21 protein-coding genes and 2 pseudogenes are annotated in these 19194 nt (G+C 63.4%); 8 read left to right on the top strand and 15 right to left on the bottom strand.

Going from position 1 to position 19194, the window contains the following annotated elements; genetic code table 11:
• Window positions 1–15: 15 nt before the first annotated feature.
• The 4 genes from EY713_RS02875 to secA form a co-directional block, all read right to left on the bottom strand.
• Entirely contained in the window at window positions 16–609 is a 594-nt protein-coding gene (locus EY713_RS02875) for a cytochrome b (protein ID WP_131113473.1), read from the bottom strand.
• 28 nt (window positions 610–637) lie between these two features.
• Window positions 638–2020, bottom strand: coding sequence for a glycosyltransferase family 2 protein (locus EY713_RS02870; protein ID WP_131113472.1), 1383 nt, complete (start codon window positions 2018–2020; stop codon window positions 638–640).
• A 235-nt stretch (window positions 2021–2255) separates the two neighbouring features.
• Window positions 2256–2582: a hypothetical protein gene (locus EY713_RS02865; RefSeq protein ID WP_131113471.1), complete on the bottom strand. Its 327-nt coding sequence runs from the start codon at window positions 2580–2582 to the stop codon at window positions 2256–2258.
• Between the two features lie 10 nt (window positions 2583–2592).
• Window positions 2593–5427, bottom strand: coding sequence for a preprotein translocase subunit SecA (gene secA, locus EY713_RS02860; protein ID WP_131113470.1), 2835 nt, complete (start codon window positions 5425–5427; stop codon window positions 2593–2595).
• A 459-nt stretch (window positions 5428–5886) separates the two neighbouring features.
• Here secA and EY713_RS02855 point away from each other — a divergent pair, with 459 nt between their 5' ends.
• From EY713_RS02855 to EY713_RS02845, 3 genes are all read left to right on the top strand, one after another.
• The gene (locus tag EY713_RS02855; RefSeq protein ID WP_131113469.1) at window positions 5887–6759 is read left to right on the top strand and encodes a peptidylprolyl isomerase; all 873 of its coding nucleotides are present in this window, start codon (window positions 5887–5889) and stop codon (window positions 6757–6759) included.
• Between the two features lie 75 nt (window positions 6760–6834).
• Complete coding sequence (gene argJ, locus EY713_RS02850; RefSeq protein ID WP_131113468.1) at window positions 6835–8082, top strand: bifunctional glutamate N-acetyltransferase/amino-acid acetyltransferase ArgJ; 1248 nt, start codon at window positions 6835–6837, stop codon at window positions 8080–8082.
• Between the two features lie 147 nt (window positions 8083–8229).
• Entirely contained in the window at window positions 8230–9561 is a 1332-nt protein-coding gene (locus EY713_RS02845; protein ID WP_131113467.1) for an outer membrane protein, read from the top strand.
• A gap of 65 nt (window positions 9562–9626) precedes the next feature.
• Here the strand turns inward: EY713_RS02845 and thpR are convergent, their stop codons facing one another.
• The 3 genes from thpR to epmA form a co-directional block, all read right to left on the bottom strand.
• Window positions 9627–10157, bottom strand: a complete 531-nt coding sequence (thpR, locus tag EY713_RS02840; RefSeq protein ID WP_131113466.1) for an RNA 2',3'-cyclic phosphodiesterase — start codon at window positions 10155–10157, stop codon at window positions 9627–9629.
• A gap of 97 nt (window positions 10158–10254) precedes the next feature.
• Complete coding sequence (locus EY713_RS02835) at window positions 10255–11304, bottom strand: lysine-2,3-aminomutase-like protein (protein WP_131113465.1); 1050 nt, start codon at window positions 11302–11304, stop codon at window positions 10255–10257.
• The gene (gene epmA, locus EY713_RS02830; RefSeq protein ID WP_131113464.1) at window positions 11301–12344 is read right to left on the bottom strand and encodes an EF-P lysine aminoacylase EpmA; all 1044 of its coding nucleotides are present in this window, start codon (window positions 12342–12344) and stop codon (window positions 11301–11303) included. The genes EY713_RS02835 and epmA overlap by 4 nt, the downstream gene beginning before the upstream one ends.
• A gap of 150 nt (window positions 12345–12494) precedes the next feature.
• Between epmA and efp the strand changes: the two genes are divergently transcribed.
• A complete protein-coding gene (efp, locus tag EY713_RS02825) occupies window positions 12495–13061 on the top strand; it encodes an elongation factor P (protein ID WP_131113463.1) in 567 nt (188 codons plus the stop codon).
• A gap of 9 nt (window positions 13062–13070) precedes the next feature.
• Here the strand turns inward: efp and EY713_RS22660 are convergent, their stop codons facing one another.
• Window positions 13071–13541 carry an ureidoglycolate lyase gene (locus EY713_RS22660; RefSeq protein WP_165491008.1) on the bottom strand — a complete coding sequence of 157 codons (471 nt, stop codon included), beginning with the start codon at window positions 13539–13541 and terminating at the stop codon, window positions 13071–13073.
• Between the two features lie 117 nt (window positions 13542–13658).
• Here EY713_RS22660 and EY713_RS22655 point away from each other — a divergent pair, with 117 nt between their 5' ends.
• The 4 genes from EY713_RS22655 to EY713_RS02810 all read left to right on the top strand — a co-directional run bounded on the left by EY713_RS22655 (window position 13659) and on the right by EY713_RS02810 (window position 14752).
• Complete coding sequence (locus tag EY713_RS22655) at window positions 13659–13892, top strand: hypothetical protein (RefSeq protein WP_165491007.1); 234 nt, start codon at window positions 13659–13661, stop codon at window positions 13890–13892.
• A 99-nt stretch (window positions 13893–13991) separates the two neighbouring features.
• Window positions 13992–14165: a hypothetical protein gene (locus EY713_RS22650; RefSeq protein WP_165491006.1), complete on the top strand. Its 174-nt coding sequence runs from the start codon at window positions 13992–13994 to the stop codon at window positions 14163–14165.
• Window positions 14166–14228: 63 nt separating this feature from the next.
• Entirely contained in the window at window positions 14229–14420 is a 192-nt protein-coding gene (locus tag EY713_RS02815; protein ID WP_131119197.1) for a hypothetical protein, read from the top strand.
• Window positions 14421–14533: 113 nt separating this feature from the next.
• Window positions 14534–14752 carry a hypothetical protein gene (locus EY713_RS02810; RefSeq protein WP_131113461.1) on the top strand — a complete coding sequence of 73 codons (219 nt, stop codon included), beginning with the start codon at window positions 14534–14536 and terminating at the stop codon, window positions 14750–14752.
• A 158-nt stretch (window positions 14753–14910) separates the two neighbouring features.
• Here EY713_RS02810 and EY713_RS22645 read toward each other — a convergent pair whose 3' ends face one another.
• From EY713_RS22645 to EY713_RS02780, 7 genes and pseudogenes are all read right to left on the bottom strand, one after another.
• Window positions 14911–15153: a hypothetical protein gene (locus EY713_RS22645; protein ID WP_165491005.1), complete on the bottom strand. Its 243-nt coding sequence runs from the start codon at window positions 15151–15153 to the stop codon at window positions 14911–14913.
• Window positions 15154–15169: 16 nt separating this feature from the next.
• Window positions 15170–15424: pseudogene (locus EY713_RS23060) on the bottom strand (carbohydrate ABC transporter permease); the annotation flags it as partial.
• A 51-nt stretch (window positions 15425–15475) separates the two neighbouring features.
• Window positions 15476–15631: pseudogene (locus tag EY713_RS02800) on the bottom strand (substrate-binding domain-containing protein); the annotation flags it as partial.
• Window positions 15632–15652: 21 nt separating this feature from the next.
• Complete coding sequence (locus EY713_RS02795; protein ID WP_131113460.1) at window positions 15653–16675, bottom strand: aldo/keto reductase; 1023 nt, start codon at window positions 16673–16675, stop codon at window positions 15653–15655.
• A 36-nt stretch (window positions 16676–16711) separates the two neighbouring features.
• Window positions 16712–17506, bottom strand: coding sequence for a creatininase family protein (locus EY713_RS02790; RefSeq protein WP_131113459.1), 795 nt, complete (start codon window positions 17504–17506; stop codon window positions 16712–16714).
• A 66-nt stretch (window positions 17507–17572) separates the two neighbouring features.
• Window positions 17573–18832: an NAD(P)/FAD-dependent oxidoreductase gene (locus EY713_RS02785; protein ID WP_131119195.1), complete on the bottom strand. Its 1260-nt coding sequence runs from the start codon at window positions 18830–18832 to the stop codon at window positions 17573–17575.
• 47 nt (window positions 18833–18879) lie between these two features.
• Window positions 18880–19194 (bottom strand): MocE family 2Fe-2S type ferredoxin, encoded by a 315-nt coding sequence (locus EY713_RS02780; protein WP_131113458.1) that lies wholly within the window; start codon window positions 19192–19194, stop codon window positions 18880–18882.

Below are 19194 nucleotides of genomic sequence, written 5' to 3'. Positions count from 1 at the left end.
TTGCGGAATGCCGCTTCAGCGCGGCTCTTCGGCTTTTAGCCCGACGGCGTCTCGTCCGGGAAGCATGCGCTGAAGTTCGGGCTCCCGATCAAACCATTGGTGCTTGAGTGCGCCCGCGACATGAGCGACCACCATCGCATAGAGCACGTAAGCGAACGCCGTATGCACGCGGCCAAACAGATCGTGCCAATAATCCTTTTGGGCCGGATCGATGGCGGTGAGCCATCCGATTCTCGGCCAAGGTATCAGCCCGTACAGATACATCGGATGCGTCGCCGCCTCTTTCCAAGCCGAGTCGTGCATCCAGCCTGACAGGGGCAGGCAGAAGATGAGAAGATACAGCACGCCATGCGCCGCATGGGCGCTCCAGCGCTCCCACTTTGGGTAGCCGGGCGGAAGCGCAGGTGGAGCGTGGGTCGCGCGCCACAACACGCGCATGATCGCCAAGCCCAGCACCGTGATGCCGAAAGACTTATGCGTGTCGATCACGGGACGCGCCATGGTGTCCGGCAGGCTGTCGACCACCCAGATCATGATCACATTCGCTGCGATGAGGGCTGCGACGAGCCAGTGAAACACCATCGCGGTGCGCGTGTAGCGTTGGATCATCGTCGAGCCTCCACTCCGATCATGACGCTCACGAGGGGTCCCGTCCAGGCTCGTCCACGTGACGTGTCGGCCCATGCGGAACGGCAACGAGCCCGAGCCGCTGCTGCACCCCCCACGTCCGTTCGCCTGTCAGAAACATGACCCATCCCCAGGCGGCGCCGAGATGGCGAAGCAACTGAAAACTGAACGGCTCCAGCAGGGCGGCGAGGAGACCGGACCCGAAACTGACCGACGCCGAGGGCGCGGCCCAGCGGCGATAGAGATGGATCGACCAGAGGTGAAAGGCGAAGTCGATCAGGATTTTCAACCCGATGACGCCGGCCACGGGATTGACCAGAGAGAACCGTCCGGTCACGGCGTAGACGGCCAAAAGTCCGAAAGCCGTGAGGCCGTAGATCGGCTGCAGCGTGTCAGCAGCCTTGACGGGCAGCATCAACAAGCCGAGCCAGCCATAGGTGCCGTTCCCGACCATGTCGCGATACCAATATTGCGTCTGCAGGAAGCCGCCGAACCAACGTCGCCGCTGGCGCAGAAAGGCACCTGTCGAGCCAGGCGCGTCGGTAAGGGCGCGCGACGCCCCGACGACGCTGGTAGTCCAGCCTCGTCCCTCGCGCACGCTGTAGCGACGGAGCCGGTGGATGAGCTCGTAATCCTCGACGAGGCAGGCCGGATCGAAGCCGCCGACCTCGATGACGGCTATCCGGCGAAAGGCTGCGAAAGCTCCGGAGATCAGCAGGAGACTGTTGACTTGCATCCAGGCATAGCGCGAGAGGAAGTTGCGGATATATTCGTAGGTCTGGAACCACTGAAAGATGCGGCCGCCTGTCGTTGCGGCGCAGACGGGCGTCAGGATACCGGTTGCGGCAACGAGGGTGGGGTCGGCCGCGAAGGCATTCCGCATAGCCGCGATCGCGTCCGAGTCGAGCAACGTATCGGCATCGACCGTCAGGACCATATCGGTGTCGGTCAACACGATAGCGCTGTTGAGGGCCGCTGGCTTGCCGCCGTGGGGCAGTCGTAACCACTGCAGCGTGGAATATCGCGTGCTACACGCGCTCATGGCGCCGATCTCTGGGCTGATCAGCCCAAACGAGCCTTCGAGAAGTGCGGCGGTGCCGTCCGTCGAGCCGTCGTCCGCGATGATGATACGGTCGGGCGGCTCGGATTGAGCGAAGAGGGCCGCCAGCGTTACGGGAAGGATGTCGGCCTCATTATGGGCCGCCACGATAACCCCGAGGCTGACGGGCGCGCCATTTGCCGGGCGTGCCGGAACGGCCTTTCGCAAGCCAAGTGTCTGCCAGAACACAAAGAGCAAAAGCGCCGTGTCATAGCCGACGTAGGCGATGCCGATCGACCAGGCAAAAACGCCGTCGAGCACGAAGGCACGCGCGAACAGCAAGAGCCATAGCATCGAAATGCCACCATGGATCAGGATGCTGGACCACGGCGTCGGTGGCGGCGATAGACGAGGCGAAGCCGCGACGAGCGCGTCTCTGAGCCGGTTCGAACTTGGGATGACCTGCCTCCCGTGATCCTCGTGAACGTCTCGTTAGACACGGCGATGGTGGCATGAGTTCAACCGGCATGGTCGCGATCGCGCGACATATCGCCCGGAGGTGTGCGCCACGGCTCGCAGATCGCGATCGTTAGGCTGCGCCTCGGATCGCCTCGAGCACACGACTGAAAAAAGCCTGCCCATCGCTCGTGAAAGCGGCGCGCGCTCCATTGACCGTGACGAGGCCACCATCCTCAAGTTCCTTGATGGCGGCGGGGTCCGCCGAATGCCCGGCATCGTCTTTCAAAATGACGTCGATCACCGTCTCGCTGGAGGTGAGTTGGTGATAGGCCGCGAAGGCGAAAACCCCTCGCGCCTTATCGCTTAATGGGTTGGATGGCATGTCTGTCGCTTCCTCGAGCCGGGTGGGGCAATTGCCGCGTCCGATGAAGGATGGAAGCGGCCCGGCGATGGTCAAGAGACGGCGTCTATTCGCCGCCCTGAAGCAGGGCGCCATGGCAATGTTTGAACTTGCGGCCCGTGCCACAAGGGCAAAGCTCGTTGCGGCCAACTTTGCCCCATGTCGAGCTATCCTGCGGATCGCGATGCACAGCTGCGTCCGCGGTCAACACGGCCGCGCCGGCCGCAGCCGTATTGAAGGCGAAATCTCGATTGCCGAATTGAGGGTTGTTGTTTTCAAGCGCGACATCGTCGTCACCGGTCAACGGATCGGTATGCGAGGCGAACATAGGCGGAAGTTCGTTTTGCGGCGCCTCAAAGGCGATCTCGACCCGCATCAATTGCGCGGTGGTGCTCTCTCGCAGACGGGCCACGAGGCTGTTAAACAGGTCGAAAGCTTCCGACTTATACTCGTTCAGCGGATCGCGCTGCGCGAGACCACGCCACCCGATCACTTGCCGCAGATGATCGAGCACGACGAGATGTTCGCGCCAGAGATGATCGAGCATCTGGAGCACGACCTGCTTCTCGACATAGCGCATCACGTCGGGCGTATTTTGCGCCACGCGCGCCGCATAGGCCTCGTTGGCAGCCTTCTGTAGACGTTCGTTCAGTTCCTCGTCGCCGATGCCCTCTTCCTTGGCCCATTCGTCGATCGGGGCATCGAGGTTGAGGGTTTCGAGGCACGCTTGCTTGAGGCCTGCCGTATCCCAGGTTTCGGCATAAGCGTCATGCGGGATGAAGCGCGCCACGAGATCGTCGACCACCGAGGTCCGCATCTCGTCGATCTGTTCCTCGAGCGAGTCCTGCGCCATCATCTCGCGACGCTGCTCGAACACCACCTTGCGCTGGGCGTTCATGACGTCGTCGTATTTCAGCACGTTCTTCCGCATGTCGAAGTTGCGTGCTTCGACCTTCTGCTGCGCCTTTTCCAAAGCCTTGTTGATCCACGGATGGATGATGGCTTCGTTTTCCTGCAGGCCCAGACGCGTCAGCACCGCATCCATCCGCTCGGAGCCGAAGATGCGCATGAGGTCGTCCTGCAACGACAGGAAGAATTTAGAGCTCCCTGGATCGCCTTGGCGACCGGATCGCCCGCGCAATTGGTTGTCGATACGGCGACTTTCATGGCGTTCGGTGCCCATGATGTAGAGACCGCCAGCCTCCATGGCCTTCGTTTTGAAGGCGGCGATCTCGGCGCGGATGGCCGCTTCCTTGGCGTCCCGTGCGGAACCCGGCTCCATCGACCCCGCCTCGACCCCGATCCGCATCTCCTCGCTGCCGCCGAGTTTGATATCGGTGCCGCGCCCGGCCATGTTGGTCGCGATCGTGATGGCGCCGGGCACACCGGCCTCGGCCACGATATAGGCTTCCTGCTCGTGGAAGCGTGCGTTCAGGATCGCGAAGGTCTTGGACGGCCTCCCGGACCGGGCGGACTTATACAGCTTGTCGAGTGCGTTCGGAGCCGTGAAGTCGATGCGCTGATAGCCTTGCTGTGCCAGCAACTCGCCAAGTTGCTCGGATCGCTCGATCGACGTGGTCCCGACCAAGATCGGCTGCAGCTTTGCATTCGCGGCCTCGATCTCGCGCACCACCGCGCGGGCCTTTTCCTCGGCAGTGCGATAAACCTCGTCGTCGCCATCCAGACGCGACACGGGGCGATTGGTGGGGATTTCGATCACGTCGAGGCTGTAAATCTCCGCGAATTCGTCGGCCTCGGTCGCGGCCGTGCCGGTCATGCCCGCCAGCTTCTTGTAGAGTCGAAAGTAATTCTGGAACGTGATCGAGGCGAGCGTCACGTTCTCTGGCTGAACCGTCACGTGCTCCTTGGCTTCGAGCGCCTGATGCAGCCCTTCCGAATAGCGGCGACCCGGCATCATGCGGCCAGAAAATTCGTCGATGATGACGACTTCGTCGTTGCGGACGATATAGTCCTTGTCTCGACTGAACAGCTTATGGGCCCGCAGGGCCTGCTGGACGTGGTGCACGAGCGTCGCGTTGCTGGCCTCGTAAAGCGAGCCTTCCAGAAGGCCCGCCTCGGTCATCAAAGCCTCGATATGCTCGTTGCCAACCTCGGTCAGGTTGGTGGTGCGCTGCTTCTCGTCGAGGTCGTAATCCTCGCGGACGAGGTGCGGGATGAACTTATCGACACTGTTGTAAAGGTCCGACTTGTCGTCCGACGGGCCCGAGATGATGAGCGGCGTCCGTGCTTCGTCCACAAGGATCGAATCCACCTCATCGACGATCGCAAAGGAATGGCCGCGCTGCGCCATCTGGCTCAGCTCGTATTTCATGTTGTCGCGGAGATAGTCGAAGCCGAATTCGTTATTGGTCCCGTAGGTGATGTCGGCCGCATAGGCCTCCTTCCGGGCGGTATCGTCGAGGCCGTGCACGATGATGCCGACGCTGAGGCCAAGAAAGCGGTAGATCTGTCCCATCCATTCGGCGTCGCGACGGGCGAGGTAATCGTTCACGGTCACCACATGCACGCCATTGCCGGCCAGCGCATTGAGGTACGTCGCCAGCGTGGCCACCAGCGTCTTGCCTTCGCCGGTCCGCATTTCGGCAATCGCGCCCTCATGCAGCACCATGCCGCCGATCAGCTGCACGTCGAAATGGCGCTGGCCGAGGACGCGCTTCGCGGCTTCGCGCACCGTCGCAAAGGCTGGCACCAGAATGTCGTCAAGCGTCTTGCCGGCCGCGAGCTCCGCTCTGAACGTCGCGGTGCGGGCCGCAAGATCGGCGTCGGTCAGCGCTGCGATCTCCGGCTCGAGCGCGTTCACGGCGGCGACGCGAGAGGAGAAAGTCTTCAGCCTGCGGTCGTTGGATGAGCCGAAAATCTTTCTTGCGAGCGAGCCGAACATTGATGAAGACCTTTCGAAGCCGGCGGACCGGCTCGCGTTATGCGTTTTCGAACCAGTGTCACGGCATCACGGCGAATGCGCGACAAAGATCGTGCGTGATACACTAAGCGATGAGATCGCGCTGCAAGGATGCAACGCGATGGGCGGCCCTTGTGGCGGTTCCGCAGTCGGACGCGCGAGAAAGCAATGGCAAAATTCCGCCATCGCAGATATGAGCGCCCGGAAACCTTGTCAATGCAGCGGAGGTTGGCAACGAGAGTTAGAGAGGCCGAAAGTCCAGTGGCTTGATCCGAACCGGCGCGCTCAAAGGTTGGACGGGCCGAGGGTCGGCCGGTCTGGGCATCGCTCGTCAAGGCTCCCGACCAACGCCCACAGCACGAGACAAGCAAAGACGCCATCCGCCCAAGGTCCACGCTGCTTTCGGGCGTCGCGGAGCCTTCTCACCGAACGGACATCCTTATGCGCGTACGATTGAAATCAACTCTCCTGGCCGGCGCCGCCCTGGCGCTCCTCTTGGGCGCGACCGTCGCCGAGGCGAAGGTGCTGGCCAAGGTCAACGGCGTCGAGATCACCGACGAAGACGTCAGGATCGCCACGCAGGACCTCGGCGCGACCCTGCCGCAGCAGCTCAAGGGTGCGGCCCGCGACACTTACGTGCTCGACTATCTCATCGATCTGAAGCTCGCTGCCGCACAGGGCATGAAGGACGGTGCCGCCGACACGCCGGCCTTCAAGCAACAGATGGATTACTACCGCGACAAGACGTTGATGGAGAGCGTGCTGACCAACGTGGCCAAGACGGCCGCGACCGACGCGGCCGAGCGCAAGGTTTATGAGGACGTCGCCAAGCAGCAGAAGCCGGAGGTGGAGATCCACGCCCGCCACATTCTGGTGCCGACCGAAGCCGAGGCGAAGGCGGCGCTGGCGCGCGTAAAGGGCGGCGAGGACTTCGCCAAAGTGGCCGATGAGGTCTCTAAGGATCCGGGCTCGCAGGGCGGCGACCTTGGCTGGTTCACGCGCGACAAGATGGTGCCGGAGTTCGCCGATGCGGCGTTCAAACTCGAGAAGGGTCAGATCTCCGACCCGGTGAAGAGCGAGTTCGGCTGGCACATCATCAAGCTGGAAGACAAGCGCGACAAGGCGTTCCCCCCCTTCGACGCCGTCAAAGACCAGGTGGCCCGCTACGTCGTGCAGAAGGCGCAGAGCGACACCATTATGAAGCTCCGCGATGCGGCGAAGATCGAGCGCATGGAGCCCGTCGCTCCGCCGACCCCCGCGATGCCGGCCGCTCCGGCTCCGGCCACCCCGGATGTGGCTGCTCCGAAGCCGTGATCGACTCGTCACCGGACCGTCTCCGACGGTCCGGTGACCCTTCTCGTCCCCTTCTTTCCGTCACGAGGCGCTTCCATGGCTGCGGCTGCTCCGATCTCTCCCCTGGCTCCCAAAAGCGTTCCTGATGTTGCGCCCATCGACGGTGTGCGTTTCGCCTCCGGTGAAGCCGCCATCCGCTACAAGGGCCGGACGGACGTCACGCTGGTGCTGTTCGACGAGGGCACCACCGTCGCTGGTGTGTTGACCAAGTCGAAATGTCCCTCCGCGCCGGTCGATTGGTGCCGCAGCATGCTGCCCGGCGGCAAAGCGCGGGCCTTGGTGGTGAATTCCGGCAATGCGAATGCCTTCACGGGTCGTGTCGGGGCTGCTGCCGTGCAGCGCACCGCCGACCTCGCGGTGGCGGCACTCGGGATCGACGAAGGAAGCGTCTTCCTGGCCTCGACCGGTGTAATCGGCGAGCCGCTGGACGCCTCGCGCTTCGAGGGGGTTCTCGAGCGCCTCGCCGGAGAAGCGACGCAGGACGGGATCGTCGCGGCGGCGCGTGCCATCATGACGACCGATACCTTTCCGAAGCTGGCCACGGCCGAGGCGATGATTGACGGCATCCCAGTGCGGCTGAACGGGATCGCCAAGGGCGCCGGCATGATCGCACCCGACATGGCCACGATGCTGTCGTTTCTGTTCACCGATGCGCCGATCGCGGCGCCGGCGTTGCAGTCCATGCTGGTCGAAGCGGTGGATCACTCATTCAACGCCATCACGGTCGATAGCGACACGTCGACATCCGATACGTTGCTGATTTTCGCCACGGGCGCGGCCCGCTCGCGCGGTGTTCACCCAATCGATACCGCCACGGATCCGCGCCTCGATGATTTCAAGGCCGCGCTGCGGACCGTGACGCTCGATCTCGCCCAGCAGGTCGTGCGCGACGGGGAGGGCGCCCGCAAGTTCGTCGAGGTCCGCGTGACGGGCGCCGATACGGATGCGGCCGCGAAGGTCGTCGCCGCGTCGATTGCCAATTCCCCGCTCGTTAAGACCGCTGTGGCTGGCGAGGACGCGAATTGGGGGCGTGTCGTCATGGCGGTCGGCAAAGCCGGCGAACGCGCCGAGCGGGACCGACTGGCGATCTGGTTCGGCGACATTCGCGTGGCGGTCGATGGTCTGCGCGACCCGACTTACGACGAAGCGGCGGTTTCGACCTACATGCGCGGCGACACGATCGCGATCCGGGCGGATCTCGGTCTCGGCAAGGGGCGCTTCACCATGTGGACCTGCGACCTCACCAAAGGCTACATCGAAATCAACGGCGATTATCGGTCCTGACATCTGGCCGGTTCGGTCACCGCTGGATCTGCGTCGTAAAAGTCACACCAGTGCCGATAGGTGACTGAAGTCCCCGTTGAATGTTTTGCCATCGGCCCGCTGGGTGTACCGTGATGCACAACTTCATTCGCGGCGGGCCAATCAAACATGCGTAATTCAATCGTGAAGGGTGTTGGAACACTGGTCGGCCTGCTGACGTGTTCCGCTCTTGCCCAGGCAGCAGACCTTCCGTCCCGCAGCGCACCTCCGGTCTTCGCGGCTGCGCCGATCAACTACAACGATTGGTCCGGCGTCTACGTCGGAACCACCTACGGCTACGGCTTCAATTCGTACCATAACAGCCAGTTGACCTCACGTTCGGTCAACGCGAGCGGCCAGACCGGCGGCGCGCTGGTCGGCTATAATTTCCAGTCCGGCCATATCGTCTACGGTGTCGAAGGTTCGATCGACCTCAACGTCATCCGCAAGATCAACCCGGGCCAGGTCGGTTTGACGCCGAGCGAGACCGACTCGCTTTACGATATCCGCTTCCGCGGCTTGCTCGGTTACGAGTTCGGCAACTTCATGCCGTTCATCGCCGGCGGCGCCGTCGTCAACGAAACCTATCAATACGGCACGGGCGGCCTCAACCGCATTCCGAACTACTACGGCCAAGTGAACCGCACCGTCGGTTGGACGGTCGGCGCGGGTCTCGAATATAAGCTTAATCCGCAGGCTCTGTTCCCGAACCTGCCGAGCTGGGCGCTCGGCCCGGTCATCCTCCGCGCCGAATATCTCTACCAGAACCTGCCGAACTCGACCTACGCGTTCAACGGCCAGACGTTCCGCACCAAGTCGGACGGCAACTTCTTCCGCGCCGCCTTGATCTATCGCTTCGGTGATTATGCACCGCGCGCCTATATCGATCAGGCCGGCGACGTGAACTGGGCCGGTGGATACGGTGGTATCCTTGGCGGCTACGGCAGCGTAACGGCGCATACCCGCACCGCGGGCGTCGGCGCCACCAACACCGATGCGGATGGCGGTCTCGGCGGCATCTACGCCGGTACAAACTTCATGTTCGGTCATTACATGCTCGGCTTCGATGCCAGCACGTCCTTTGCAGACTTCACCGGCAACGGCCGTCTGCCCGGATCGGCCGACCCGGTCAGCTACCGCAACTACATCCAGGCCGACATCCGCGGTCGCGCCGGTTACGCCTTCGGCAGCTTCCTGCCCTTCGTCGCGGCCGGTGTCGGCTTCGGTCGCAGCGAGCAGATCGATCGTGTCACCGGATCGGAGCGCGGTCGCGTTCCGACCGATGCCCTGACGGTCGGCGGTGGTCTCGATTACCGCTTGAGCGAGCGCGTCTCCCTTCGCGTCGAAGATCTCTACGAGTTCAAGTCGAACTCGAAGATCGTCAATCTGAATGGTTGCGACTGCGTCCAGAAGCGCGACGGCAATATCGTCCGCGCCGGTCTCGCCTACCACTTCGAGTAACTAACAGAGCGGCGGGGCCGTCGCTCCGTCGCTTCAATCGTCTTGTGATCTGACGACGAGGCGACCTATCCGAGAGGGTAGGTCGCCTCGATCACATAGGGCCCCCCGCCGACTGAATCGCGCGACGAGAACAAGACGAAACGATCGGCCTGGAAGCGTCTGCTCAGAAATCCGCGAGCGCCAAGATAGTCTGCAACCGCCATGGTCGAGGCGCCGCGCAACCGAGCCAGCGTCACGTGTGGCGTGAACTTGCGCGGTTCTGGTGGCAGGCCGACCCGCCGGATCAGCCGTTCCTGTTCGGCCTGTAATTCGATGAGGGGGTGGACGGCTTGCCCTTTGGCCACGATAGCGCGGGGCTTGTCGCCGCCAAAGAAGCCTAAACCCTGCAGCGTGACCTCGAAGGGAGCGCGCCGGATCCGGCCGAGTTCGAGATCGATGTCATTGGCGGTCGCGTCGTCGATGTCGCCAATGAACCGCAAGGTGAGATGATAATTTTCGACGTCGATCCAGCGTGCGCCGAACAAGCCACCTCGCATGGAGGCCAGTTCGGCCGCGAGTTCGGGAGGGATTTCGAGGCCCGTGAACAAGCGCGGCATGACCCACCTCCTGCATTGCATCGGGTAAAAGCTTAGGGAGGCGCCCTCCGTCGTGCAACCTCGCCAAGCCTCAACAACGGGGTTCTACACCGCGTAATCAAGGTGTTGATGGCGGATAGACGTGCGCTTGGCCCCTAAAATCCTCGATGTCGAAGCGGCCGTCGTCGCGCGGCGACAGGCTCGCGCGGGATGCCGAGACTTTGCCAAATCCACCCGGGAGATCGAGCACGTAAGTCGGTTGACAGAGCCCCGATACATGCCCGCGCAACGCCGTAACCAGGGCTTGCCCTTCCGCCAATCCCACACGGAAATGGCTCGTCCCTGGCGCCAGATCGCCGTGATGGAGGTAATAGGGCTTGATACGGAGTTCGACGAAGCGTCGCATCAGATCCGCCAGCGCGTCCACGCTGTCATTGACGCTGCGCAGCAACACGGTCTGGCTGACCATGACGAAGCCCCCGTCGATCAACCGATCGCAGGCCGCTCCGGCCTCGAGGGTAAGTTCGCGCGAATGATTGGCGTGAAGCGCCACGTAAACGGTCTTCCGCGATGATTGAAGTGCCGCGATGAGCTCTGCATTGATCCGAGCCGGATCGGCCACCGGAACGCGCGTATGCAGCCGCACGATCCGCACATGTGCGATGCACGCGAGCCGCCGCATGATGGCGTCGAGCCGGCGCGGCGATAGCATGAGCGGGTCACCGCCTGTCAGAATGACCTCCCAGATCTCGCCATGAGCCGCGATATAGTCGAGCGCCGCCTCGACCGCCTCCGGCGGCAGCACCGCCTGCTCGCCCGGCCCGACCACTTCGCGGCGGAAGCAGAACCGGCAATAGACCGGGCAGATATGAAGGAGCTTGAGCAAGACGCGATCAGGGTAGCGGTGGACGATGCCGGGCACCGGCGTGTGAGCCTCGTCGCCGATCGGGTCGGCGCGCTCGTCTGGCGTCGTGTCGCGTTCGGCGAGGCTCGGTAGAAATTGGCGGGCGATGGGATCTGCGGGGTCGGCGGGATCGATCAAGGCCGCAAGGGTCGGCGTGAGCGCGACGGCATAGCGTGACGCGATCTCGGTCAGGGCCATGACGGCATCGGGGGCGAGAAGTCCGGCGTCGGCCAAGGCGGAGGGGCTGCGGAGCGTCTCGCTCATCGCCCCGCCACCGGGGTCCAAAGCACTTGCTCGATATGGGTTGCGCCGGCCGCCAGCATGACCAACCGATCGAACCCGAGCGCGATGCCGCTGGCCGGCGGCATATGCGCGAGCGCGGCGATGAAATCCTCGTCGATCGGATAGGTCGATCCGTAACGTCGCAGTCGTTCCGTCATCGCGGCCTGGAAGCGGCGCCGCTGCTCGGCCGCGTCGATGAGTTCGCCAAAGCCGTTGGCGAGTTCGACGCCGCAGACATAGAGTTCGAAGCGTTCGGCAAAGCGGGGGTCGTCGGCGCAAGAGCGGGCCAGCGCCGCCTCGACACTCGGGTAGCGATCGAGGATCGTGGCGCGGCCAATTCCGAGGTGCGGCTCGATACGCTCGACCAAAATCCGGCTGAAAATGTCCGACCAATCGTCATCAGCGGCGATCTGAACGCCGGCTTGCCGGGCAGCGGCCGCCAGGGCGCCGCGATCTGCGCCATCTGGTCGAAGCGTCGCGTCGATGTCGATGCCGGCATAGAGCTCGAAGGCCCTGCTGACACTCACGCGGTCTGGCGTCGCGAGCGGATCGGCGTCGCGGCCGCGCCAATGCCAGCGCGTCGCGCCGGTGATCGACGAGGCGAGCCGGAGGAGAGCCGTGCAATCCTCCATCAGGCGTTCGTAAGGCTCGCGGGCCCGATACCATTCGAGCATCGTGAATTCAGGGTGATGCAGCGGACCACGCTCGCGATCCCGGAACACGCGGGCGAGCGTGAAGATCCTGTCCTCTCCCGCAGCCAGAAGCTTCTTCATCGCAAATTCGGGCGATGTATGCAGGTGCAGCGGAAGGGGGGCGCCGTCTGGCGCATGGATCGCGGTCGACAGCGCGTGAAGATGCGTTTCGTTGCCCGGGGATACTTGCAGAAGTGCTGTCTCGACCTCTGTGAAGCCCGTAGTTGCGAACCATTGGCGCAGCGCCACCGTCACCTGTCCACGCGCGTGCAGGACGGGTCTGCGATCCGCAAACCGTGCGGGGTCCCACCAGGGGGAGGCTTCAATCAAACGCGTCAATCCTCAGGACCATCGAGCCGGCGCCGAGCGCACTGGCAATACAAGCGGAATTCGGTATGGTGCCGGCCACTCGCGATCGGCCGCAAGGCTCGGTCGCTTTCCGCCGTTTCGTCGTTCATCTATGCATCAAGGACCAGTTTCGTGAAAGTCATCGCCAGCTCGCTCCGCAAGGGCAACGTCGTCGAAAAGGACAATCAGCTCTACATCGTTCTCACGGCCGAAAGCTTCCACCCCGGCAAAGGCACGCCGACGACCCAGATCGATATGCGGCGTATCAGCGACGGCGTGAAGATCACGGATCGTTACAAGACCACCGAGCAGGTCGAACGCGCTTTCGTCGAGGACCGCGAGTTCAGCTATCTCTATGAGGACGGGGAAGGCTATACCTTCATGAATTCGGAAAACTACGATCAGGTCGTCGTGCCGAACGACGTCATCGGCGATCAGACCCTCTACCTGCAAGAGGGCATGAAGGTGATGCTCAGCCTCTTCAACGATATTCCGGTCGCGATCCAGTTTCCGGCCCGCATCACCGTCGAGATCACGGAAACCGAGCCGGCTTTCAAGGGGCAGACCGCGTCCTCGTCCTACAAGCCCGCCAAGCTTTCGAATGGAGGCAAGACGATGGTGCCGCCGCATATTCAGCCCGGCACCCGTGTCGTGATCCTGACCGAGGACGGCTCCTATGTCGAACGCGCCAAGGACTGATCGGCTCGGCTAGTCGCGCACCAGCGTCACGGGCTCGACGTCCGCCCAGACGCAATCGCGCGGTGTGCCGTCTTCATACATGAAGCCGGCCGCCGCCACCGGCTCGCCCAGGCTGGCCAGTGGCAGATGCCACACGCCGGCGCGATAGCTGAACCCAGCTCCCGAGGCGAGAAAGCCCTTCAGGGTCGATAGGTTCGGCTGCCCATCCGGGCCGGGCAGCGCGACCGCGATCAGGATCGGGGTCGCTGCGAAGGGCAAAAACGTCTGGCTCGAATCCGGATGGCTCTCCATCTTGTCGAAACGATGCGGCACGCTCGTCGTTGTGGTTGTGACCATAAACAGGTTGGGCTCGGCATGGTCCCGCTTATTCTCGAGCCGGGCGACGCGATCCACCCGCGTGGTGATCCGGGCCGGAACGACCACTTCGCCATAGGCCTCGAAGGCCTCGCCGGTCAGATCCGTGACGTTGATGATGCGCATGACCCTGCTCGCTCGCGTGACAAAAACCGTGATGGCGGGGATGCGCTGTCGCAGCCTCGCCGTCAATCCGGGAACTCCACGCCGGCGACCGCATTGGCGACACAAGGGAGTGAAGCCATGACGAGCAAGACCAGCGTTCCGGACGATCGCGACACCGCTCCGGTCGAAAGCCGCCGCGCCTCTGGGACCACGCCTGTCGGCGGTGTGTCGGCAGACGAGATCGTGACGGAAGATGGGCAGGGATCGGTTCTCGACGTTCCGAACATGGGCGAATTTTCGGCCGAAGCCGCTCGTCCGACCCCGCTCGACGACATCACGGCGGCCGAACGCGAAAATATGCCCAAGGATTAAAGGCATCCTTCCTGGCGTTAAGCTTTAAAAAACCGCGTATGTGGGAGCGCTGTCTCGACATTTGCTGTATGGTGCACCGCGGCACCGGAGACAGCGACCATGAACGATCAACCCGAGCAGTTCAAAAAAATCCCACGCCGTAAGGGCGACAAGGGGAAGAGCGTCACGGTTTCGGCCGAGGCCAAGCAGGCTTATCTCGCAATCATCCAGGAGCGCGACGAGCTGCAGGCCAAATATGCACAATATCTGCCCGCGACCGAAACGCGTCGCTAACCGCCGGTTCCACTGTTGTCGTTTGACGCGCTGACCCTGTTCGGCCTCGTCGCCGTCAGTGCCATGCTGCTCTTTTATGCCGTCGAAGACCGCAGTCCGTGGTTCACGCTCGGCTTTTCTGCGGCTTGTGTTCTCGGGTCAACTTACGGCTTTTTGCAAGGTGCATGGCCGTTCGGCCTGGTGGAAGCCATTTGGGCGCTCGTGGCGATGAAGAAATTTTCTCGCCGTCGACAATCATCCGCAACTTCTGGTTGACTTTGGTCGGCTGATCTGGTGTATATAGCTTCACTGCAGAGTTGCGGTTGAGACCCCGGAGCTTTCTAGCTGCCGGGGTTTTTCATTTCAAACACCCGACCAGAGAGGCCGACATGCCGCCTCGCATCTCGCGCAAGCGACCGAAGCCGCTCGACGAAGCCGCATCCCTGATCCGCGATTCGATCCGCGCCCACATCCCCGATGCAATCGCCGAACTTGCACGATTGGCACGCGACGCCAACAGCGAGGCGGCGCGGATCTCGGCCATCAACGCGCTGATCGACCGTGCCTATGGCGGCCTCAAGGACCTCAACGACGGAGACGACAGCTAACATGGCATTACGGTCCGCTTCGTCGCGCCGCCTCAAACGACTTGAGATCACTCTGCCGGAGGCGTTTCGAAAGCTCTTCCAGCCTTTCCGCTACAAGGCGTTTTACGGTGGACGCGGCTCCGGCAAATCACACGCGATGGCGACCGCCCCGCGTTTTCCTAGTCGAAAAACGGCACGGCCTTCAGCGACGCGGGCCGGTCGCAGCAATCTAAGGTCCCGTTCCAGTCGCCGCCGACATCTGCCTCGATCTCGGCCGGCATGGGCACGAGCCCACCAGGCTGGGCTACCCTGTCCAGGCGATAGGTCCCACGAACAGCACCCGCCGCTGCAAGGCCGACGGCATAGCGGGCGGCTATACGCAAGGTCAGGACACGGTTGGACGCGGAGGATACGAGGCTCACCAGAGGTCATCCGGGGTCGAAGCAGGTTCAGTTGCGCGACGCTCAGGATCGCGAGCAGCACTACGGACAGCGCCGCCCCGCGGCTAAGCTTGAAGGACACGGACGACAGGTCGAAGCTTTAGTAGACCGTCGTTAGCGTCTGGTTGTTCGGTCCCCAGCGTAAAATGGTGTAAAACTGGTCCAAAGTGAGCACCGAGCCCGCGACCGAGAGGATCAGGGATAGCGCGCTCGTCCGTCGGATAAGCGGCAGGGTAATCAGCCAGAACCGCGCCATGCCCCTTGGCGCTTCGGGCTTACGCACGAGCGGACGAGGTTCATGTCAAACCGTCGCGAGCAGCGGCCTTGAACCCGCAGCCACGATCTTCCAATCTTGCAAGCCGACCACGGCGACGTCGTCGGGCACCCGCAGGCCGCACTCGCGCAATGCATCGACCATGCCGCGTGCGATCTGATCGTTCCCCGAGAAGATGCAATTGGGTGGGCTCATGCCTCGCCCCGCTCAGGCCGTGGTCGCGTCAGGCTCCGGAATCGTATCGAGGTCGGCGAAGTTTCGCACGTCCATGAAGGCCTTGATGAAACGGTGCTTGAACATCAAAGCCTTATAAATCTCTGGCCGCAGGGGTGGTTCGGCCGCGGCCGCGATGTTCATCATGGCATAGCGCTGCTCGTGCATGGACGATAGGCCCACGGTGACCCCCGGATGATGAAGCGCGAATTTGAGCGCCAAGGCCGCCAAGCTGCTGGCCTGTTGCGGCACATATTGCTTCAGGGCGTCGACCTTAGCGAGATAGACAGCGCGCGGCACCGTGTCGTCGAAATAGCCTTTGCGGAAATCGCCGCTGTCGAACTCCGTGTCGAGCGTCAGGAAGCCCGTCAGTCCGCCCTCGTCGAGAATGCAGCGCGCGATGACCCCGACCCCATGCTGTTGGCAGCAGGGCACGAGGTTTTCAAGCGCCTGCGGATCGAAGATGTTGATCACGGTCTGCACGGCATCGATCGTGCCGCTCATGACGAGCGGCAGCGCCATGTCGGAACGGTGGTCCGGCACCGAAATGCCGATCGCCCGGACCTTGCCGGCCGCCTTGAGGGCGCGCAATTCGTCCATCCAATCGCCCTCGTGGCCCCAACCCGGCCAATAGGCATGGAGTTGGAGGAGGTCGATCGCGTCCGTCCCGAGCGCGCGCAACGACGCCTCGCAACTCGCCGTGACTTGCCCCTTGGGCAGTGACAGCGCGACCGGAACACTCGTGCTCCATTGCGGGCCCCCCGCCAGCCCTTCGACTTTGGTGGCGACAAACGGCTTAGGGCCCCGCCATTGCTTGAGGCCGCGTCCTAGGATCATTTCAGACTCGCCATAGGCACGCGCCGTATCGATGAAATTGATACCCCGATCCAAGGCATAATGCAGGGCGCGAATGTGATCCGCCTCCGACTGCGCGCCGAACCAGCCGGCGAAGCCCATGGCGCCGAAGCCCAGACGGCTGACCCGGTCGCCGGTGCGAGGAAAGAGCGCGGTATGCATCGTGATGAGCCTTCAACAGTGCGAGTGAAGCGAGCGTCAGGCGTTGAGGGTCCGCCAGTGGGCCCGGGAGGCCGCGATCGCGGCCCAGATTGGCTCGATGGCGTCCATCGGAATGAAGCGGGCCTGCGTGGACGTAAGGGAGAAGCCGGCCACAACCTGCCCCAGGCGTTCGACCGCGAGGTCGAGCATGTGGCGGCCGGCCTCGGCATTGCCGTCAGCCGCGTCGGGGTTTTGCGCGAAGCGGCCAAGCGGGTCCGTCTCCACCCGGCCGGCGCGCGACAGGTCGATGAGGTCGGGCTCGATCGCCAGAAGCTGCGACACTTCGTAGTAGCCGGCGTGATCCCCCTCATAGACCCCCTCGACGAGCTCCGGATCGCTGCAGGCGAAGATCTCGAACGGGTAGGCGGCCGAAAAGGCGTCGGCCACAGTTCGCAGGTCGAACTGGTTGCCGCCATGATGGCCTGAGACCACGACGGCGGCCGCGAAGCCCGCATTCCGAAAGGCACGAAGCTGGTACAGGAAGGTCTCGAGGACGACATGCGGCGGCAACGCGGCCAGACGCGGATTGATGTCGCCCATGACGGCGCGCAGCCATGGCGCGTGATAGCCGGTCTCATGGATATGATAGCTTTGGGTCGGCGCCACGATGCCGCCGAAGCGCCGCGCCGCCGCGTCGCAGAGATATTCGGCCTTGATCGTGTCCAGTCCGAAGGGCGCGATATGGCCGTGCGGCTCGCAGAGGCCGAGTGGCAGATAGACGACGGGTTTTTGCGCCATCCGGCGGTCGAACTCTTCGGGCTTCAGCCGTTCCCACCGCACCGTCTCAATCATGGGCACACCTCTCGGCTGTCGCTGCGTCGAGGTGGATGGGTTCGATCCGCCTGCACGATCCGCATGTCATGTGACGACGCCTTCCAGATGTCTCGCAGCAGGCGACTCGGCCACGACGAGGGATTTCAGCTTAACGCCGGGATCGGCCAGCGCGTCGCGCGGGGGGTGTGCCCTTCGCGCAATCAGCATCTCGGCGAGCCGGATGTCGCGGGCGACAGTGTTGCCCGGTCCAAGGCCACTCGCCGCCAGGAGCCGACCATCGGCCGCGAGATGGAACAGGAGGAACGCGTCAGGCCCGAGGTCGCGACGCACGACGTCGACGGCCTCATCGGCTAGCCCCGCGATCTGCAAGCCGAGTTCATACTGGTCGGACCAGAACCAGGGTACCGCCCGATGGGCGTCGTGTTGCCCCATCATGGTGCCGGCCGCCAGCGCACCCTGCTCCTGCGCGTTGCGCCACGATTCCAATCGGACGCGGCGGCCACCGTAGAGCGCGAGCGGGAAGGAGCAGCAGTCCCCGGCCGCCAGAATGTCGGGGTCGCTCGTCGTGAGGCAGTCGTCGACCGCGATACCGTTGTCGATCGTGAGGCCTGCCGCCTCGGCCAAAGCCGTGTTGGGCAAGGCACCGATGCCGATCACGGCGATGTCCGCCATGAGCATGTCGCCGTCCGCCAGCGTGATGTGAAGGCCGGTTTCATTCTCGACCATGCTCGTGATGGCATGCCCGCAGCGGATGACGACGCCAGCCGCCATATGGCGGGCATGGATGGCTGCCGCGATGGCGGGAGGAACGCCGCGCTGAAGAATGCGCGGAAGCGCCTCGATCACGGTCACGTCGACCCCGGCCTCGCGCGCCATCGCGGCCAACTCCAGCCCGATGAAGCCGCCGCCGACAACCGCCAAACGGCGGCCGGGGCGCAGATGAGCGCGGAGCGCCAGGGCATCGTCAAAGGTTCTAAGGGTGACGCAGCGTGCCAGGCCAACCGCCATCGGCAGCGGCCGTGGTCTGGCCCCGGTCGCAAGCAGCAGCTTGCGGTAGGCCAGCACGGAGCCGTCGTCGAGCCGCAGCAGCTTGCGGGTTCGATCGATGGCCTCGGCAGTCACGGACGTACACAAGCGAATATCTGCCGTGGCCAGGCGCTCGGGCGTCACGATGTATTTCGGCAGGGGGTCGGCGCTGTTATCCAAGGTCGTCTTCGAGAGCGGAGGGCGCTCATAAGGGTGATGGCGCTCCGCCCCGGCGAGGGTGATTGGCCCGACATGGCCGAGGTCGCGCAGCGCCACGGCAGCGCGGACGCCGCAATCTCCGGCGCCGACGATCACCATGCCGTCATTCCCAGTCACGACATGTGCTCCGCTCGATGCCGCGCTCATTACCCGACCTGAACCAGCACTCTCCCGGCCTCGACACGCACCGCGTAGGTCTGCAGGTTGATGCAGACCGGAGCCCCCTTGGCCAAGCCGGTCTTGTAGTTGAACCGTCCATTGTGCTTGGGGCACTCGATGATGTCGTCCATCACCAGCCCTTCGGCGAGATGGATGCGCTCGTGGGTGCATAGTCCATCAGTCGCGAAATATTCGTCGTCGGGTGAGCGATAGATCGCAAAGGTGCGGCCGGCGTGATCCCAGCGGATCACATCCTCTTCGTCGATGTCGCCTGCCGCGCAAGCGTCGACCCAGTCGGCCAT

It is taken from the genome of Lichenihabitans psoromatis, from assembly GCF_004323635.1.
GTDB classification, from domain to species: Bacteria; Pseudomonadota; Alphaproteobacteria; order Rhizobiales; family Beijerinckiaceae; genus Lichenihabitans; species Lichenihabitans psoromatis.
Note: the sequence above shows the minus strand (reverse complement) of the source record. Positions and strands in the feature narration are given on the sequence as shown.

Bases quoted from the DNA above. Each gene is read 5' to 3' on its own strand.
- EY713_RS22655 (WP_165491007.1), top strand. From the start codon at position 13,659: ATGACGAGCAAGACCAGCGTTCCGGACGATCGCGACACCGCTCCGGTC.
- EY713_RS02790 (WP_131113459.1), bottom strand. From the start codon at position 17,506: ATGATTGAGACGGTGCGGTGGGAACGGCTGAAGCCCGAAGAGTTCGAC.
- argJ (WP_131113468.1), top strand. From the start codon at position 6,835: ATGGCTGCGGCTGCTCCGATCTCTCCCCTGGCTCCCAAAAGCGTTCCT.
- EY713_RS02875 (WP_131113473.1), bottom strand. From the start codon at position 609: ATGATCCAACGCTACACGCGCACCGCGATGGTGTTTCACTGGCTCGTC.
- EY713_RS02780 (WP_131113458.1), bottom strand. From the start codon at position 19,194: ATGGCCGACTGGGTCGACGCTTGCGCGGCAGGCGACATCGACGAAGAG.
- EY713_RS02835 (WP_131113465.1), bottom strand. From the start codon at position 11,304: ATGAGCGAGACGCTCCGCAGCCCCTCCGCCTTGGCCGACGCCGGACTT.
- EY713_RS02845 (WP_131113467.1), top strand. From the start codon at position 8,230: ATGCGTAATTCAATCGTGAAGGGTGTTGGAACACTGGTCGGCCTGCTG.
- EY713_RS02855 (WP_131113469.1), top strand. From the start codon at position 5,887: ATGCGCGTACGATTGAAATCAACTCTCCTGGCCGGCGCCGCCCTGGCG.
- EY713_RS02815 (WP_131119197.1), top strand. From the start codon at position 14,229: ATGCTGCTCTTTTATGCCGTCGAAGACCGCAGTCCGTGGTTCACGCTC.
- secA (WP_131113470.1), bottom strand. From the start codon at position 5,427: ATGTTCGGCTCGCTCGCAAGAAAGATTTTCGGCTCATCCAACGACCGC.
- EY713_RS02785 (WP_131119195.1), bottom strand. From the start codon at position 18,832: ATGGTGATCGTCGGCGCCGGAGATTGCGGCGTCCGCGCTGCCGTGGCG.
- EY713_RS02870 (WP_131113472.1), bottom strand. From the start codon at position 2,020: ATGCTATGGCTCTTGCTGTTCGCGCGTGCCTTCGTGCTCGACGGCGTT.
- EY713_RS22650 (WP_165491006.1), top strand. From the start codon at position 13,992: ATGAACGATCAACCCGAGCAGTTCAAAAAAATCCCACGCCGTAAGGGC.
- EY713_RS02795 (WP_131113460.1), bottom strand. From the start codon at position 16,675: ATGCATACCGCGCTCTTTCCTCGCACCGGCGACCGGGTCAGCCGTCTG.
- thpR (WP_131113466.1), bottom strand. From the start codon at position 10,157: ATGCCGCGCTTGTTCACGGGCCTCGAAATCCCTCCCGAACTCGCGGCC.
- EY713_RS02810 (WP_131113461.1), top strand. From the start codon at position 14,534: ATGCCGCCTCGCATCTCGCGCAAGCGACCGAAGCCGCTCGACGAAGCC.
- EY713_RS22660 (WP_165491008.1), bottom strand. From the start codon at position 13,541: ATGCGCATCATCAACGTCACGGATCTGACCGGCGAGGCCTTCGAGGCC.